The sequence below is a fragment of the Eubacterium sp. BL-380-WT-2B genome (assembly GCF_009696115.1).
In the GTDB taxonomy this organism is placed as follows: Bacteria; Bacillota; Clostridia; order Eubacteriales; family Eubacteriaceae; genus Eubacterium; species Eubacterium callanderi.
The window spans coordinates 264,062-280,595 of sequence record NZ_VUMP01000004.1; the positions used below are offsets into that span (position 1 = coordinate 264,062).

The following is a 16,534-nucleotide window of genomic DNA, read 5'->3' on the forward strand; positions in this document are numbered from 1 at the left end:
TTTTCCAATCTGCATCGCGGGTGCTTTCTTTTTATGTGCGTGAAATGTATAATAAAAGCAGAGGCCGAAAAGCCAATGATAAAAATCGAGGAGCGATTATTTTGGAAAACAACGAGTCAATCAAGAAAACGATCTTTTTTAAAAAGAAATCAAACACCATCCTCACAGCTATCCTCTGCACCTTTCTGTGGGGAAGCGCTTTTCCGGTGCTCAAGATCGGGTACCAGTGGTTCCAGATCCCGTCGGGGGATATCTGGTCCAAGATGGTGTTTGCCGGGCTGCGCTTTTTTCTTGCGGGCTTTGTGGTGCTGGCGCTCAACCGGCTTTTTAACCGGGGGGACAGGGTGCGCTGGCATCCTGAATACGGCCGGTGGATCGTGGCACTGGCACTTTTGGGCACCACGGTGCAGTATTTCTTTTTTTATATCGGGGTGGGCAATACCACCGGAGTTAAAGGAAGCATCGCCGCGACAGCTGGTACTTTTCTGGTCGTGCTGCTGGCGCCATTGTTTTTTAAGCGTGACCGCCTGAACCGTAAGAAGGTGCTCGGCATGGTGCTGGGCTTTACCGGGATTCTGCTGACTGCTATCAACGGCGGTACCGAGGGGCTTAATTTTGATTTCACCCTGACAGGAGAGGGATTCCTTCTCATCGCCGGACTGGGAGACGCCGGGGGTGTTCTGGTGGCCAAATACCTGTCGGACAAGATTAATCCTTTCCACTTTTCCTTTTACCAGATGGTTCTGGGCGCACTGGTGCTCCTGGCGCTGGGCGTGGGGTTTGGTATGGCCGGCGGCGGCCTGCACCTGGTCTTTACCCTTAAGGGTGTGCTGCTGCTGATTTACGCTGCCATTATTTCCGGCGTGGCCTTTTCTTTGTGGAACGTGCTGCTCCGCTATAATGAGGCCAGCGCTATCACGGCCTTTAAATTCCTGATTCCGGTATTCGGCAGTCTGCTGTCCATTCTGCTGTTACCCGGAGAATCTTTTACCGGTTTCATTCTGCTGGGGCTGCTGGCCGCGTCGCTGGGTATTTATCTGGTTAACCGGAAAGTGGGCAGATAGATGAATAAAATTTGACAAGACTTACAAAATTCGATATACTTGAATTCAATTCACAGAATTTTCTATACTGGAATACCGGACAAGGAGGGAACAGGATGACGATAAGGTCTGAAAAGAAACGTGCTTTGACACTTTTACTAGCGGCTTTTTTTGTCGTGTTCTTTTTCCTCAGCACCGCCTTCATGACAGAGGAGGCCCACCATGACTGTGTGGGCGACGGATGCCCGATCTGTATGCAGATGTCTGCGCTCCAGAACTTTTTCAAGCAGCTGGATACTGGCTCGGCCCTGGTGGCCGCTCTGCTGGTGCTGCGGCTTATTTTCCGCTGTATGACCTTTAAATGGGACAGCTTCTTTTTAGTCACTTCGCCGGTTCGGCTAAAGGTACGGATGAACAACTGAAAAAACCTCAAGGGAGTAGCTCTGCTTATAAAAGCAGCGTATCCTTGTTTCTTTATACTCAAAATCAGAGAAAATGGAGGTTTTTTTATGATAAAACAACGCTTGGCATGGTTTTTAACCATTATTTTATTAGTAGGCATGTTGATGCTGGGAGCTGCGGGCTGCCAGAAAACCAGTGAAAAAACAGACGGAAACGACGTTATCAAGGTGGTTGCCACAAATTTTCCGCCCTATGATTTCGCAAGACAGGTGGGCGGCGATAAGGTCGAGGTCACGATGCTGGTGCCCCCGGGAGCTGAGAGCCATTCCTATGAGCCCACCCCACAGGACATTATCAAGATTCAGAACTGTGATGTGTTTATCTATGGCGGAGGGGACTCCGACGCTTGGATCGACAGTATCCTGGATTCCATCGATGCGCCCAGCATGAAGAAGATCGCCATGATGGACTGTGTGCAGCCTGTGGTGGAGGAAACTGTGGCCGGTATGGAGGACGAACATGGTCACGACCAGGACAGCAGCGAAGCCGAGCCGGCTGAAGCGCCGGAATATGATGAGCACGTTTGGCTCGACCCGCAGAACGCGGTGAAAATTGTCGAAAAAATTGACAGCACCCTGGACGAAATCGACCCGGACAACAAACAGACCTTTGACCAGAACACCAAGATCTATACTGGCAAGCTCAACACCCTTGACGGGCGTTTTAAGGATATGGCAGCCGGAGCGGTCCGTAAAACTATTGTGGTGGGCGACCGGTTCCCCTTCCGATATCTAACAGACGCTTACGGTCTCAGCTACTACGCCGCCTTCCCGGGCTGCTCCACCGAAACGGAGCCCAGTGCGGCCACGGTGGCCTTCCTGATCGACGAGGTAAAAAAGGAGAGCATTCCTGTGGTGTTCCACACCGAGCTCTCAAATGAACGGATGGCCGATTCCATTGCAGAGAGCACCGGTGCGGTAAAGCGGCAGCTGAACGCCTGCCATAACGTGACACAGCAGGACTTTGACAGCGGCAAGACCTATCTGGACTACATGAACGAAAACGTGGATGTTCTGCGGGAGGCATTGTACTAAAATGGCACTGTTTACCTGTAAGGATGTTGCCTTTGCCTACGACGGTGTGACTGCTGTGGAGGGGCTGAATTTTGAGATCAATGCTGGGGATTACCTCGGGATTGTGGGAGAGAACGGTGCGGGAAAAAGCACCCTGATCGCCGGACTGCTGGGGCTGAAAAGCCCCGGCTCCGGCCAGATTATCATGGGGGAAGGTCTCAGGAAAAACGAAATTGGCTACCTGCCGCAAAAAAGCCCCATTCAGCGCGATTTTCCCGCCAGTGTGTACGAGGTGGTGCTCTCTGGGCGGCTGAACCGCCAGGGATTTCGGCCGTTTTATCGGAAAGCCGATAAAAAGGCCGTAGAGATTAACCTGAAGCGGCTGGGCATTGAGGAGCTGAAAAAGCGCTGTTTCCGGGAGCTGTCTGGAGGCCAGCAGCAGCGGGTTCTGCTGGCCCGGGCCCTCTGCGCCACCAACAAGATTCTGTTACTGGATGAACCGGCCGCGGGCCTTGACCCGGTGGCCACGCGGCGGCTTTATGAGCTGGTAAAGGCGGTGAACAAAAAACTGGGGATCTCGGTGGTTATGGTGTCCCACGACATCGAAAGTGTGGTGCGCTACAACAGTCATGTGCTGCATCTGGGCGGCCGCCAGCTGTTCTACGGCACGGTGGAGGATTACCGGCAAAGCCCGGTAGGGCGCCATTTTCTGGGAGGTGGGGAACATGCTTGACCTGATCCGTGAAATGTTATCCTATCCCTTTCTGGTGCGCTCGATGGTGGTGGGGATACTGGTATCCCTCTGCGCGGCGCTGCTGGGTGTCAGTCTGGTGCTCAAGCGGTATTCCATGATCGGCGACGGCTTATCCCACGTGGGTTTCGCGGCCCTGGCCATTGCCATGGCCTTTAATTTGGCGCCCTTGTCAGTGGCCATCCCGGTGGTGGTCGTCTCTGCTTTTTTCCTGCTCCGCATCAGCGAAAACAGCAAGATCAAGGGTGACGCGGCCATCGCGCTTTTGTCTACCAGCGCCCTGGCAGTCGGGGTGGTGGTCATCTCTCTGACCACGGGCATGAACACCGATGTGTGCAACTACCTCTTTGGCAGTATCTTAGCCATGAGTGTGAGTGATGTACGGCTCAGCATTATCCTGTCCGTTGTGGTGCTGGTACTCTTTGTCATTTTTTACAACAAGATCTTCGCCATCACCTTTGACGAGAACTTCGCCAGGGCTACAGGCGTAAAGACTGAGCTGTACAATATGCTGGTCGCAATCCTCACTGCGGTGACCATTGTGCTGGGCATGCGTATGATGGGAACCCTGCTGATCACCAGTCTGATCATCTTCCCGGCCCTTTACTCCATGCGGCTCTGCAAAACCTTCCGGTCGGTCCTGATCTGCGCGTCGGTGATGTCGCTCGTGTGCTTTCTCATCGGCCTGGGATTTTCCTATGTCCGGGCCACTCCCACGGGCGCCAGCATCGTCATCGTGCACATTGTGGTGTTTGGTTTCTTCTGTCTCATTGATTTTGTGAAAGGAAAGGTAATCCGATGAAAAGAAAAATATTAACGGTGCTGCTGCTGGCCGCGGTCCTGCTGTTTTCCGGCTGCTCGGCGCAGGATGGGGGCAGCGGCGCCAGCCCGCCAGCCTCTGCGCAGTCCTCAGGCATCTCGGCCAAAGGCGCGCAGGAAATCCCTGTGGATGTGGACATCACAGAGAAGATGTTTGTAGCCCAGATCAATGATATTTATCTGAACCATCAGAACTATCTGGGCAAGACCATCCGTCTGGAGGGAATGTTCAAGAGTACAGCTAACCTGTCGACCGGGGACAGCTACCGATTTGTGTACCGCAACGGCCCGGGCTGCTGCGGTACGGACACCATGCCAGGTTTTGAGGTGAAGGGAGATGGCAACTACCCCGAGGACAATGCCTGGGTGCGGGCCACCGGTGTGCTGGAGGAATATGAGGAGGACGGCAGGCCCTACTTCCAACTAAGGCTCAAGGAACTGGTAGTGTTGGACAAGCGTGGTCAGGAAACGGTATCGCAATAAATAGGTTAAAAAAATAACTATAAGGAGAAAAGGGCACAGTGCCTGTTTATGAGAGCAGGCACTGTGCCCTTTTTCGCTATCGGGAAATAAAACAATGAGGTGATATTTTCTCGACTGATTGTTTAAGGAAAAATTAATATTAGTGAAATAAATGGTTAAGAACCAAATTTGAAGGGTACAATTATGTACAACAAACAGTAAACAATAGAACATTTATTGAAAGAGAATGGTAATTGATTACTTAGAAAGGAGAAAAACAATGAATAAACTTGAACGTATCCTGTTATTTATTGTATCGCTGTTAGGATTGGCAACTGCCTTCGTAATGTTTGCATTACTGTTTCCGGTACCCTATGTATCCGACACACTGGCAGCTTACCTGGTCTTTGAAAATTGGCTGGGATATTATTTAATTGGATTCAGCGTTGTACTCATGATTGCATTCCTGGTGTTATTCTTCATTTCAATACTGGCGCCGGCTTCTTCACACTACCTGACCATTAACAAGGCCAAAGGAAAGATCAAAATTTCCAAAGAAGCCATTGAGTCTACCGCGCGTTACGCGGTGTCTGACCTTATCGGCAACAATGCCATTGACGTTAAGGCCAAACTGAACAAGCGCTCCCATGAGCCAAAGATTCAGGCCGATGTCTATGTGGATGACGCGGACGACATCACCGGGCTTGCAAATAATATTCAACAGAACATTTATCAGACTGTTGGCAGCACCATTAACCAGCCGGTAAAATCCGTTAAGGTAAAGGTGCATGAAATGGATGCCCGAAGCAAGGGAGCCCACAGACAGGTGCTCTAAGAAGGAGGGACACACATGAATAATCAAACGCAGAATCAAATGCAGGGAAGCATGAACGTCCGCCAGCAGGCATTGCCCCAGGCTGTGGAAAAACAGCCAAAGGAAAGCCGGTTCAGCCGGTTTTATACCTGGGCAAAGCCTTATTCGGGCAGGATTATCTGGATTCTCGCGGGAATCATCACCGCCGTTCTGTTTTTGACCATCGGGTTTTGGCGTACCATCCTGATTGTCATTTTAGCACTGATCGGGTATGCCATCGGTGTATATAAAGATAACCCCATGCGGTTTATGCGCTGGCTGAACATTCTCAAACGGTTCAGCTGATAAAGATGCCAATAATCGTCCTGAATTGAGGGCGGTTGATATAGATTAAAATAAAAAATTATAAATGAATGAAAGGTGGTTTTAATTATGGCAGCAGAAGCAACAATGCACACAATGAACAATAATCAGCAAAAGGGAGGTAACGCTCAGCAGCAGAACATGCAGCAGAAAACCTCATTGACCTATGACGATAAAGTCGTTAAGAAGATCGCAGGCCTGGTCGCGCAGGAAGTCCCTGGTATTTTGGCCATGAGCGGCGGCTTGATCAGTAATATCACTGAAAAGATTACCGACAACGAAAATATCACAAAGGGAATCGGTGCAGAAGTCGGCAAAAAACAGGTAGCCCTGGATTTGGACGTCATCTGTGAATACAACCGTAATATCCCTCAGATTTTCAAGGATACGATTGATAAAGTCACCAAAACCGTTAAGGATATGACAGGCTTGGACGTCATCGAAATTAACATGCATGTGGACGATGTTATGACTAAAAAAGAATATGAAGAGCAGCAGAATAATAACAATAACAACTCCCGTGCTGACAATGATAACAACAACGGCGGCTTCATGGGAATGGGCGGTAACAGCCGCGTTCAGTAACCCCTTAGATAAAAAACACCCGGATCTTAAGAATCCGGGTGTTTTTGTGTTGGCAGCAGACTGTATTTTTCCTGAAACGCTGAAAGAGGAATGGGCTTTGAAAAGTAATAGCCCTGTCCTACCGTGCAGTGGATGGTTTTTAAGAATTCGGCGTGCTCCAGGGTTTCGACGCCCTCACAGACCACCACCATATTCAGGGAGTGGGCCATTTCCACAACAGATTTGATGATGGCGTAGGCCTTCTCGACACGGATGCTCTCCTGTAAAAAGATGCGGTCGATTTTTAAGACGTCAATGGGCAGCTCACGCAGCAGGTTCAGGGAGGAATACCCTGAGCCAAAGTCGTCCATGGAAATACTGAATCCATAGCTCCGCAGTTGGGAAAGAATCTGTTCCACGGTGTTGGCGTCAAAGATAAAGACATTTTCTGTGATCTCAATCTCGAGGTATTTCGGCGGGACTCCATAGCGCTCGGACATCTGAACAAAGCGTTTGATAAAATCATTCTGAAAGAGCGTAACCCTCGAGACATTGACTGACAGCACCACAGTGCGCTCAGGCGAGATCTTAAGCGACTGCTTCAGTATCTGGCAGGTGGCCTCCAGCACGTAGAAGTCCAGGTCCACGATAAAACCGTTTTTCTCAAACAGGGGGATAAACTCATCCGGCGGCAGAAAGCCAAAGGGCTCTGAGTTCCAGCGGACCAGGATCTCGGCCCCCGTGACCTCAGACCGCTCAAGGTTGACCTTGGGCTGGAGATAAATCTGGAATTCCTTTTCCGAAAGCCCCTGGTGCATCCAGCGGGTCATCTTATTTTCATTGGTGATCTTATCCAGTAGATGCTGATCGTAATAGGCAACAGTGCGTTGGCTGCTGCGCCCCTCTTTTAGAGCAACGCTGGCTTTGCTGATACAGGAAGCAATGGACGCGTCCGGGTCGGGAATGGTGTAAACGCCGTAGCTGCACGTTAAAATGTCTGAGAGGTTCAGCTCCCGCTCGCTTTCGATGGATGCCAGGACCGCAGTCTGGAGATCCTCAATGACGTGTTCGCGCTTTTTAAGCAAAATGGCGAAGTGGTCGGCGTGCAGGTGGGCGCAGATTTCATTGCTGTTGCAAAACCGCTTCAGCGTTGCCGAGAAGGACAGCAGAAGCTTATCACCGGCGTTGTAGCCATAGGAATCGTTGACAAACTTAAAATTGTTCAGGTCAAGGTATATCATCAGATAGGCGCCAGGTGACGCGGATCTCAGCTTTTCAGCTGCACTGATCTCAAAGGCAGCCTGGTTGGGAAGGGCGGTCAGGTGGTCGGTGTAGAATACCCGCTCCAGCTCCTGCTGACTCCGGCGTTCCAGGGTATACATGATCAGCGAGACAGCGAGAATCATGACAACACTCAGGATAATGCTGTTCCGAAGCTCGTTTTCCGCCCGGTACTGGGCTGCGTAAACCATTTTGTTGGCCAAATCAAAGTGCTCCTCACTCAGACTGAGAAAGTGTTCACGCAACTCTATGGCAGAGGATAACCTCAGAGCTGGAATTTCCGCTTTGATCTCATCCCATTTGGTTTTGACCGCCTCCAGATTATCGTGGTAGGCGGCTGAGTCGTGGGAAGTATAAAGATGCTTGTTTTCACTGGCTTCAAGCTTGCGGATCAGTCCGTCCAGATAGGTGATCAGCTCATCGTTGGGCTCGCCGCTCAGCTCCAGCTTGGCACAGCGCTGGGTACCGCCGCGGACAATACCGGCGTCGTTGATGATGTTGGCGTAGCCCTGCATCTGGATGAGTGAAAACAACAAAAACCCCATGACAAAGATGCAGATTAAGATAAAAATATAGGTATTCCTTTGTTTGCGCATAAGCTACAGCATTTTCGGAACCGTGACGAAAAACGCATCCACTCCTTTGCCAGTGTTGATTATGAACATAATACGATTCTAAGATATATTAAGATAATTATACCTCATGCTGTTATCCATTTCAAGAATTAAGGTTTGATTGTTTTATAGGTTTATGCTTTCAAAAGGCGGTTTGAGGAGCATCTCCTCGAATTCTTCCAGCGGAACGGGCTTTGAGTAGTAGAATCCCTGGGCGTAGATGCAGTCGAGGCGGATCAGGATATTGGCCTGCTGCCTTGTTTCCACGCCTTCGCACAAAATGCGCATGCCGAGGTCGTGGGCCAGGTTTACAATGTTGGCGATCACGGTCTGTTCCCGCGCGTCGAGCATACCGCGCTGCACAAAGCTCCGGTCCAGCTTGAGGACCCGGGCGGCCATCTGCTCCAGCTGTCCCAGCGAGGAATACCCAGAGCCGAAGTCGTCGATGGCGGTCATGAATCCCTTTTCCCTCAGAGAGGCGATCTGGGAGGCAACCCGTTTGGGGTGCGTCACGATAATGCTCTCTGTGATTTCCAGCTCTAGGAGCCTATGGGGGATGGCGTAAAGGTCTGCCAGGGCAGTAATCCGGTCGGTGAAGTCGCTGTGGTCAAAATGGATGCTGGAGAAATTGCAGGATACCGGGTATACTGGCAGGCCGCGGTCCATCCAGCTTCGGAGGGTGTAACAGACAGCCTCGTAAATATACCAGTCGATTTCCACAATGCTGCCGTTTTCCTCAAAGACAGGGACAAAGGCACCGGGAGCCAAGAGGCCGCGGTCAGGGTGGTTCCACCGCACAAGCGCCTCACTGCCAACGATCTGGCCAGTGATCATGTTTACCTTTGGCTGAAAATAGGGCACGAATTCGTGCGCGCTGAGGGCGGCGGGAAGGCGGTCGGTGAGCTCTTTGCGCAGCAGGGTGTTCTGCCGCATCTGGCGGTCGTACAGCACGATAGCGCTTTTGAAGGTGTTTTTCGCGCTTCGGCGCGCGTAGTTTGCCAGGTCAAGCATGAGCTGGACGTCCTGCTTTTCGGCCTTGTCGACCAGGTAGACTCCGGAAGCAGTGAGGACTGGCGCCGGAAAGCCTGCGCGTTGTATCCAACTGTCAGTGGCTTTTTGAATGTCTGTCATCCGGGTGCACAGGGTTTCCCAATCAGAGTACTTTAGCAGCAGTACAAAGTTGTCGGAGGAAACGCGGGCGCAGTACTCGCCCTCCCGTATGTTTTCCCGGAGGATCTGGGCGTAGGCCCGCAGCAGTTGGTCACCCGCGGTAAATCCGTAGCGGTCATTGATGGTTTTAAACTGGTTAATGTCGCTGTAAATGAGGGCGTAGCCGCCTTCTGGGGCCGATTTCAGCAGGCCGCCGCACTCGGCGAGGAACTTGTCCAGATTATCGAGCCCTGTGAGAGTGTCCCGGTAGAGGAGATTCTGGATCTTCTGGTTGCTCTTAGACTTGCTGCGCAGGTTATAGACCAGCAGCAGGATGATCAGCCCTAAAACAGACACGGTGATGGCGATCACGGTCACAGCGTTCTCAGTGAGGAATTCGCGAACCGTCATAGCCTTTGGCTGAATACTGTTTTCCATGACAATGGCGTCAATATTTTCCTCAGAGGTGTACTGGATGCATTTGTCGAGGATGGAGAAAAGCCGGGGATCGGCGGTGTTTGAGACGCCGATGGACAGCTCGATGGTATAATTGCTCAGGGGAGTGCTGCTCAGCGCTGTGTAGGACGCGTCAGACAGCAGGTAATCAGCAACCTGGGAGTTGGCGAAAACGGCGTTCACCCTGTTTTCCATCAGGGCTTCCAGGCAAGCCTCGGTATTGCTGTAATAATAGACGTCCGCGTCGGGGTAATCGCTGATAATGGCTTCTGCCGCGCCGTAATCCTGTGGCATGGCGATTCTGGCCAGGGGTGCCGATGTGTTTTTACGGATAAGAACAGTGGGGGAGCGCAGGTAGTAGCGGGTGGTGCTCAGATTATTGCGGGATTCCCAGAGGTAATCGCCCGCAACACTGCAGATGACGTCTGCCCGGCCATTTTTGACCTTCTCAAGCCCGAGGGAGTAGACTTCTGGGCTGAACTGGAAGCGCAGTCCGCTGTTCTCTGCGATCTGGCTGAAGAGGTCTGCTGCGATACCGGCAAACGCGCCGTTGTCCGGACTGGTGTAGGAGAACGGCGGGGCCATATAATCGTACACAGCGGATACAGTTTTTTTACTCTCGATGTATTTCAGCTCAGATTTTGTAAAGACAGGCTTTTGGGCGTTGGTGACAGAAAAATATTTATTGTAAAGGTTCATGGTGTAGTTGGGGTCACGCAGAAGAATGGTGCTGATGGCGCTGTCAACCGCTTCGGCTACATCGGGGCGGCTTTTGGAGATCGCGATGTAAAGCGGTGCCGGCGCGAACTGGGCGACACTGCGGAAGGTGCTGTTGCGGCCCAGATGGGTGATGGCCACACCGTCCAGGGTGCCGTCCTCCAGGGCGCCCAGGAGATCCTGGGTTTCGAAATAGGGCAGAACTGTGAGCGCGATATTGTTTTCGGCACAGTAGCTTTTGAAGTTTTCCCCGTCGACGCTGTCCTTGATGATCCCGACCTTCATACCCTGGAAGGCAGAGAAATCCTCATAGCTGTAGCGGGTATCATCGGCCCGGACGTTGAGAGTGGTGTAAATATTGCACATGGGCTGCTCGGAAAATAAACACTCCTGCTCACGCTCGGCGTTTTTATAAACGGCTGGAAGAATGTCGATCTGCCCTTCCTTTAGAAGCCTGTAGGTGTTTTCCCAGCTGGTGCAGTCAATAATATTATAGCGCAGGTCACTGAATTTTGAGATTTCCCGTAAAAATTCAAAGTCATAGCCGACGTACTCGCCCGCGGTGTTCCGGTACATGTAGTCGCCGTCCTCATAGTAGCCGACACGAACGGTTGCAGTGTCCTCTTTGCCATAGGCCGGAATACATAAAAATAAACCGCACAGGCATATTACAGCCAGTGCGGAGATGAACAGATACCGATACTCCACCGCGCTTTTTTTCATCTGCTTGACCTCGTTGGATTTAATGCCGCCACATTGGGATTCTGTCCGGTAAATGCGGCGGCTGTACTCCTTTAATTTTAGTACATCTTTGAAAAATAGTCCATAAAAATATCAAAAAAACTAATTATCTTTATAGATTCCGAGGAAATGGAAGCCCTCTGTTTTGGAAATCACTTCCTCCATGACGGTGTCGAGGGGCGTTCCGTCAATATTGCCGATAAAGTCAATGAAGAACAGGTATTCCCAGTTGTGGTCGCGGATGGGACGCGATTCGATTTTACACAGGTTCAGGGCGTTGGCGTCAAAAACCGAAAGGGCCTGAAACAGGGAGCCCGCCACATGGGGCAGGTGAAAGGCGATGCTGATTTTATTGCAGTCGGGGCAGAGCTCCATGCGGCTCGCCACGATCACAAACCGGGTGACATTGGTCTCGGACAGGTTGATGTCCTCTGCCAGAATACTGAGGCCGTGGATGGCGGCGGCCCGGCGGCTGGCGATGGCGGCAAAGGCCGGGTTGGCGCTCTTTGCCACATGCTCGGCGGCCACGGCGGTGTTGTAGTAGGTCAGGCACTTCCAGTCCGGGTAGGCGGCGAGAAACTCACCGGACTGCTCAAAGCCCTGGGCGTGAGAGTATACCTCGCGGATGTCCGAAAGGCGGCTTCCGGGCACCCCCAGAAGACAGTGCTCAATCTTGACCTTGGTCTCCCCGACAATATAGCAGTTGTACTTGGCTAAAAGGTCGTAAACCGCGGCGATGGAGCCAGTGGTGCTGTTTTCAATGGGCAGGACGCCGTAGTCCGCCCCCTGGCTTGTGATGCTTTTAAAAACATCCTCGGATAAACGGTGGGATACGCGGCGGCAGTCCTCGCCGAAAAAACCAATGGCGGCCTGCTCGGTGTAGGACCCCAGCGTGCCAAAGTAGGCCACGGTGGGGTTTTCGACCGGCGTGCGGGTGTTTGCCATGGCGGACTGGTAGTCCCGGAGGCTTTTCTGCTGTTCGGGTGTGAGTGATAAGGGAGTCATAGTGGTTTTCCGATTAAGCCCCGAGCTTTTTGCCCATGAGCTCAGACATCGGCCGGATTTTGTCCCTCATCAGAGTGTCGAACTGGTCTGGCGTTAAGGACTGGGGGCCATCGCAAAGGGCGTTGGCCGGATCGTTGTGGACTTCGATAATGAGGCCGTCAGCGCCGGCGGCCAGGGCAGCCAAAGACATGGGCTCAACCAGCTCAGCCTTGCCGCAGCCGTGGCTGGGGTCAACGATCACAGGCAGGTGGGTCAGTTTTTTCAGGACAGGGACGGCTGAGATGTCCAGAGTGTTGCGGGTGGCGGTCTCAAAGGTACGGATACCGCGTTCGCACAGAATGATGTTGTCATTGCCGCCGGCCATGATGTATTCCGCGCTCATCAGGAGCTCCTCGATGGTGTTGGCCAGCCCGCGCTTTAAGAGGATCGGTTTTTTGCTGCGGCCCAGAGCCTTGAGTAAATCGAAGTTCTGCATATTGCGGGCGCCCACCTGGAGGATATCCACATCCGCGAAAAGGTCCAGCAGCGCGATGTTCATGATTTCGGACACGATGGGCAGCCCGGTTTCACGCTTGGCTTCCAGCATCAGCTCGATGCCGTCTGCGGCCATTCCCTGGAATGCGTAGGGGGAGGTTCTGGGCTTGAAGGCCCCGCCGCGCAGGACAGTGGCGCCGGCGGCCTTTACGCGGTTCGCCACCTCGGTGATCTGTTCCTTGCTCTCGACTGAGCAGGGGCCGGAGAAAACGTGGAAGTTGCCTTCGCCGAAGTGAATATCACCAATATTGATGATGGTGTCCTCAGCCTTGTATTTACGGTTGGCCTTTTTGTATGGTTCCTTGATTTTCATTAATTCTTCCATTTCGGGATCGTTGAAGGGTGTCATTTGTTTTTCCTCGTTTCTTTTATTTTTGTTTGGTGGTTAAAAATCGAAAAAGGGTCTGCCTCTGTTACCAGAGACAGACCCTTGATGATCATATCATTGTACAATCCGATCAGGCTGTTCGCTCGTGGCAACTAAATTTTGGACACCAAAAGAAGCTAAAGCTAAAAAAGCTAAAGCTGCTGAAAAAGGTATTCGTTTTTTTAACATTGTTTAAAGATGTTAAAATTGCCATGAGATTACTCCTGTTTACAAATTGATTGGGTTAATTGTACGCTACCCGCAAAACATTGTCAAGTTTATTTTTTGGTGCAATTCTAATAACCGCACGCCTCGCCGATTAAAATAATCTTGATGCGCCCCGGGATCGGGTTGTTCCGGGTGATGACGATATTGCTGCAGATGCAGTCCGCGCTGTGGCAGTCGCCGCAGACGCCAGTGCTCAGGCAGGGCGTCTGCCGGTTCAGGCGCACGCAGTTGATGGGGGCGGCCTCGTTGCGGGCGCGGTCAATGGCATTTTCAAGGCTTCCGGCAACCTTGTTCATGCCAGCCAGCACAATGACCTGGTCCGGCCCATAGGCCAGGAGGGCGATCCGGTTGCCGAAGCCGTCGATGTTGACGAGCTCGCCGTCACGGCTGATGGCGTTGGCGCTCATGAGAAAGGTATGGGCCATCATGCCTTTTGCGATGGCCTCGCGCTTTTCGTCCGGGGTAGTGGCGACACTGCGGTCGATATAGTTGTAAACCCCCTGCTTGACCGCGTCCACCAGGCCGATTTCCTCGATGGTCATGCAGCCGCCGTGTGTCACCGATGCCCCGTCGGGGATGAGGGAGAGTGCCAAAACCAGCGCTTCTTTTTTGGTCGCACAGTAGTGGGCTTCAAAATGGCGCTTTTCCATTTTGGCGATCAGCGTTTTGGCCAGTGCCGCGTAGTGATCGGTACGAAATGACATAATGATACCTCCAGTTGTTAAAAAAGTATATTTACATATATTATACCCTGTATTTTATGTAAAGACCAGTAAAAATCAGGATATATTTGCGCGGTAAAGACTCGTGGGCAGCAGACGGGGTTGAGTGAGGCAACACCTTTTCTAAAATCCAAGGATACTTGGCCAAATTTGTGGTATAATGAATAGACCGAAAGACCGACATCTGCATCGGGACAAAAAAATGGAGGCGAATCACCATGACAACTGCGAAAGAACTGTTCAAACCCCGCTACAGCGGAATTATCTTTGATTTAGACGGTACCCTGATCAACTCTCTCGAGGACCTTGTCGATGCCTGCAACCAGGTAATGCTGCACTACGGGCTGGAGCTGAAAAGCTACCAGGAGGGCAAAAAGCTCATTGGCCGGGGATTGAGAAACCTGATCAAACGCGCCGTGACCCCGGAAATGGCAAAGGACGAGGCCCTGGTGGACGAAGCAGTGGCCCTGATGAAGGACGAGTACGCCAAACGCTACACCCACAAAACGGTAGCCTACGACGGCATCAAGGATTTACTGCGCTACCTGCATGTGCACAAGATCCCCTTCGCCGTGTGTACCAACAAGCCCGACGGCGCGGCCAAGACCATTATGGACGCTCTGTTTGACATCAGTGAATTTGTGGATGTGGTAGGGCAGAACGACAACAAGCCCAGAAAACCAGACCCCACACAGACCCTGGAGGTCGCGGCTAAGATGGGTGTGGCTCCCGGTGACTGCATCTATATGGGGGACAGCTCTGTGGACTACGAGACCGCCAAAAACGCTGGAATGCTCCCGGTCCTCTGTACCTGGGGCTTCACCGACCCCGAAAAGCTCATGCAGTACGACGACGCCATCTGGATTAAGAATCCTCTGCGCGCCATCGACGCCCTGAAATACGGTGACCAGATGTATGAGATTTTTAATGAGAAGAAGCAGGACGAGCTGAAGGAAGAAGAATAGGACCAAGGACAGGAACCCGCTGCGGCGGGTTCTTTTTTAATGCCCGGAGAAAAGCGCTAAACCTTAAACGCGCAGGAAAGGAAGTGTGCCGCAGGCAGAAATATGCTATAATACAGTGACATAAAAAATGATTTGCGAGAAAAATGAAATTTTGTTCATATTTATTTTCAAATAGAGGCTTTAAAAACAAATTGAAAAGATAAGACGATGAAAGCAAAGAGATTCTCAGGTTAGAAATGAACATATTCTCAAATATACTTAATATATAATATTTTTTCAAAATAATTCTGTATTGCTATATATAGATATAATGATGCCGTTATACAACTATATATTGATAAAAAATACAAAAAATATAATTTTAAACAATTGAAATGGGGTTAAATGAAAGAGTGAATGCGTTTTCTGCTATTGCTTTTTGAAATGGAACGCTATATAATGGGGTTGAACAAATGATTATAAAGCTTTGAATTCAAAATTATGTTCAATTCATGTTCAATTTTCCGAGTGCTCAGAAAAATTTCAGTAAGGAGTAAAAGCATATGGCAGATAACGTGTCTTTTAAAGGTGTAATGACCGAACTGATCACGCCATTTACAGAAGACGGACAGGTGGATTACCCTCTGTTAAGGGGTGAGGTAGCGTATCAGCTTCAAAATGGCATAAAAGCGCTGTTTACCAATGGGATAGCCAGTGAATCCCTGTCACTCACGGCAGAGGAGCTGATTGAGACCACTAAGACAGTCGTGGAGGCAGCCGGGGACCGGGCGCTGGTAATGGGGAACATTGCCTGCCAGACCCTTCCGGAGGCCATGCAGGTTTTAAGGGGCTATGAGGCTGCCGGCGTGGACGCGGTCTGCATCCAGCAGCCCTGTGTTTACAGCATTCCCCAGGAGGAGCTGGTGGCCTACTTTGACGCCATCGCGTCCGCCACGACCCTTCCGGCAGGCATCTACAACGCCCCGCAGACAGGGAATACGCTGTCGCCGGCGTCGGTGGCGGCCATCTTCAAGCATAATGAAAATATGCAGTTCTACAAGGAGAGCACCATCGACTTTGTGCACATTCAGAACACGATGCGCCTCATCGGGCCGGACCGCTCCATGACGTTTTTAAATGGCAGTGACGCGACCACCTTTTCGGTCATGCAGCTCGGCGGGGCCGGCGTGGTATCCCTGATATCCGCGGTCTTTCCAAAGGCGGTTCTGAAGCTGGTAAACGCCATGGAGGCAGGAGATATTGCAGGTGGACGAGCGGCGCAGAATGAAATTCTGCTCATTCGGGAAGCCCTGAAGACCGGGCCCTTTGTGGCAGGCTACAAATACGCCGCCGGGTTGATGGGTGTGCCTCTGGGGTATATGCGCAGGCCGCTGGCAGAGCTGAGTGAGGACGAAAAAGAAAAGATAAAGACAAGCCTGGAAAAGCTTCGGCTGGTCTGAGTGACGGATTAGAATAACGAAACGA

The 16,534-nt window shown here is 51.4% G+C and carries 16 protein-coding genes; 11 read left to right on the forward strand and 5 right to left on the reverse strand.

Going from position 1 to position 16,534, the window contains the following annotated elements; genetic code table 11:
- Window positions 1-101 precede the first annotated feature (101 nt).
- The 9 genes from FYJ53_RS09505 (at window position 102) to FYJ53_RS09545 (ending at window position 6,312) form a co-directional block, all read left to right on the forward strand.
- Window positions 102-1,064, forward strand: a complete 963-nt coding sequence (locus tag FYJ53_RS09505; protein WP_195840250.1) for a DMT family transporter — start codon at window positions 102-104, stop codon at window positions 1,062-1,064.
- A 95-nt stretch (window positions 1,065-1,159) separates the two neighbouring features.
- The gene (locus FYJ53_RS09510; protein ID WP_013378901.1) at window positions 1,160-1,465 is read left to right on the forward strand and encodes a hypothetical protein; all 306 of its coding nucleotides are present in this window, start codon (window positions 1,160-1,162) and stop codon (window positions 1,463-1,465) included.
- A gap of 87 nt (window positions 1,466-1,552) precedes the next feature.
- Window positions 1,553-2,539, forward strand: a complete 987-nt coding sequence (locus FYJ53_RS09515; protein ID WP_013378903.1) for a metal ABC transporter substrate-binding protein — start codon at window positions 1,553-1,555, stop codon at window positions 2,537-2,539.
- 1 nt (window position 2,540) lies between these two features.
- Window positions 2,541-3,251 (forward strand): metal ABC transporter ATP-binding protein, encoded by a 711-nt coding sequence (locus tag FYJ53_RS09520; RefSeq protein WP_148427762.1) that lies wholly within the window; start codon window positions 2,541-2,543, stop codon window positions 3,249-3,251.
- Window positions 3,244-4,071 (forward strand): metal ABC transporter permease, encoded by an 828-nt coding sequence (locus FYJ53_RS09525; protein WP_148427760.1) that lies wholly within the window; start codon window positions 3,244-3,246, stop codon window positions 4,069-4,071. Before FYJ53_RS09520 ends, FYJ53_RS09525 begins: the two co-directional genes overlap by 8 nt.
- Complete coding sequence (locus tag FYJ53_RS09530) at window positions 4,068-4,571, forward strand: hypothetical protein (protein WP_013378906.1); 504 nt, start codon at window positions 4,068-4,070, stop codon at window positions 4,569-4,571. Before FYJ53_RS09525 ends, FYJ53_RS09530 begins: the two co-directional genes overlap by 4 nt.
- 259 nt (window positions 4,572-4,830) lie before the next feature.
- Window positions 4,831-5,385, forward strand: a complete 555-nt coding sequence (gene amaP / locus FYJ53_RS09535) for an alkaline shock response membrane anchor protein AmaP (protein WP_013378907.1) — start codon at window positions 4,831-4,833, stop codon at window positions 5,383-5,385.
- A gap of 15 nt (window positions 5,386-5,400) precedes the next feature.
- Window positions 5,401-5,709, forward strand: a complete 309-nt coding sequence (locus FYJ53_RS21665) for a DUF2273 domain-containing protein (RefSeq protein WP_371720646.1) — start codon at window positions 5,401-5,403, stop codon at window positions 5,707-5,709.
- 87 nt (window positions 5,710-5,796) lie between these two features.
- Complete coding sequence (locus FYJ53_RS09545; protein ID WP_195840251.1) at window positions 5,797-6,312, forward strand: Asp23/Gls24 family envelope stress response protein; 516 nt, start codon at window positions 5,797-5,799, stop codon at window positions 6,310-6,312.
- Window positions 6,313-6,338: 26 nt separating this feature from the next.
- Here the strand turns inward: FYJ53_RS09545 and FYJ53_RS09550 are convergent, their stop codons facing one another.
- The 5 genes from FYJ53_RS09550 to FYJ53_RS09570 all read right to left on the reverse strand — a co-directional run bounded on the left by FYJ53_RS09550 (window position 6,339) and on the right by FYJ53_RS09570 (window position 14,087).
- Window positions 6,339-8,105 (reverse strand): bifunctional diguanylate cyclase/phosphodiesterase, encoded by a 1,767-nt coding sequence (locus FYJ53_RS09550; protein WP_187367896.1) that lies wholly within the window; start codon window positions 8,103-8,105, stop codon window positions 6,339-6,341.
- Between the two features lie 207 nt (window positions 8,106-8,312).
- Window positions 8,313-11,231 carry an EAL domain-containing protein gene (locus FYJ53_RS09555; protein WP_148427756.1) on the reverse strand — a complete coding sequence of 973 codons (2,919 nt, stop codon included), beginning with the start codon at window positions 11,229-11,231 and terminating at the stop codon, window positions 8,313-8,315.
- 120 nt (window positions 11,232-11,351) lie between these two features.
- Window positions 11,352-12,254 (reverse strand): prephenate dehydratase, encoded by a 903-nt coding sequence (gene pheA, locus FYJ53_RS09560; protein ID WP_090410706.1) that lies wholly within the window; start codon window positions 12,252-12,254, stop codon window positions 11,352-11,354.
- Window positions 12,255-12,267: 13 nt separating this feature from the next.
- A complete protein-coding gene (gene aroF, locus FYJ53_RS09565) occupies window positions 12,268-13,137 on the reverse strand; it encodes a 3-deoxy-7-phosphoheptulonate synthase (protein ID WP_090410707.1) in 870 nt (289 codons plus the stop codon).
- A 314-nt stretch (window positions 13,138-13,451) separates the two neighbouring features.
- A complete protein-coding gene (locus FYJ53_RS09570; RefSeq protein WP_090410709.1) occupies window positions 13,452-14,087 on the reverse strand; it encodes a lactate utilization protein in 636 nt (211 codons plus the stop codon).
- Between the two features lie 236 nt (window positions 14,088-14,323).
- Between FYJ53_RS09570 and FYJ53_RS09575 the strand changes: the two genes are divergently transcribed.
- Together FYJ53_RS09575 and FYJ53_RS09580 are read left to right on the forward strand one after the other, a co-directional pair.
- A complete protein-coding gene (locus tag FYJ53_RS09575) occupies window positions 14,324-15,070 on the forward strand; it encodes an HAD family hydrolase (RefSeq protein ID WP_148427754.1) in 747 nt (248 codons plus the stop codon).
- Window positions 15,071-15,612: 542 nt separating this feature from the next.
- Entirely contained in the window at window positions 15,613-16,509 is an 897-nt protein-coding gene (locus FYJ53_RS09580) for a dihydrodipicolinate synthase family protein (RefSeq protein WP_148427752.1), read from the forward strand.
- Window positions 16,510-16,534 lie beyond the last annotated feature (25 nt).

What these genes read in the sequence shown, in the direction of transcription:
- FYJ53_RS09510 (WP_013378901.1), top strand. Translation starts at nt 1,160, where the DNA reads ATGACGATAAGGTCTGAAAAGAAACGTGCTTTGACACTTTTACTAGCG.
- FYJ53_RS09515 (WP_013378903.1), top strand. Translation starts at nt 1,553, where the DNA reads ATGATAAAACAACGCTTGGCATGGTTTTTAACCATTATTTTATTAGTA.
- FYJ53_RS09520 (WP_148427762.1), top strand. Translation starts at nt 2,541, where the DNA reads ATGGCACTGTTTACCTGTAAGGATGTTGCCTTTGCCTACGACGGTGTG.
- FYJ53_RS09525 (WP_148427760.1), top strand. Translation starts at nt 3,244, where the DNA reads ATGCTTGACCTGATCCGTGAAATGTTATCCTATCCCTTTCTGGTGCGC.
- FYJ53_RS09530 (WP_013378906.1), top strand. Translation starts at nt 4,068, where the DNA reads ATGAAAAGAAAAATATTAACGGTGCTGCTGCTGGCCGCGGTCCTGCTG.
- amaP (WP_013378907.1), top strand. Translation starts at nt 4,831, where the DNA reads ATGAATAAACTTGAACGTATCCTGTTATTTATTGTATCGCTGTTAGGA.
- FYJ53_RS21665 (WP_371720646.1), top strand. Translation starts at nt 5,401, where the DNA reads ATGAATAATCAAACGCAGAATCAAATGCAGGGAAGCATGAACGTCCGC.
- FYJ53_RS09545 (WP_195840251.1), top strand. Translation starts at nt 5,797, where the DNA reads ATGGCAGCAGAAGCAACAATGCACACAATGAACAATAATCAGCAAAAG.
- FYJ53_RS09555 (WP_148427756.1), bottom strand. Translation starts at nt 11,231, where the DNA reads ATGAAAAAAAGCGCGGTGGAGTATCGGTATCTGTTCATCTCCGCACTG.
- pheA (WP_090410706.1), bottom strand. Translation starts at nt 12,254, where the DNA reads ATGACTCCCTTATCACTCACACCCGAACAGCAGAAAAGCCTCCGGGAC.
- aroF (WP_090410707.1), bottom strand. Translation starts at nt 13,137, where the DNA reads ATGACACCCTTCAACGATCCCGAAATGGAAGAATTAATGAAAATCAAG.
- FYJ53_RS09570 (WP_090410709.1), bottom strand. Translation starts at nt 14,087, where the DNA reads ATGTCATTTCGTACCGATCACTACGCGGCACTGGCCAAAACGCTGATC.
- FYJ53_RS09575 (WP_148427754.1), top strand. Translation starts at nt 14,324, where the DNA reads ATGACAACTGCGAAAGAACTGTTCAAACCCCGCTACAGCGGAATTATC.
- FYJ53_RS09580 (WP_148427752.1), top strand. Translation starts at nt 15,613, where the DNA reads ATGGCAGATAACGTGTCTTTTAAAGGTGTAATGACCGAACTGATCACG.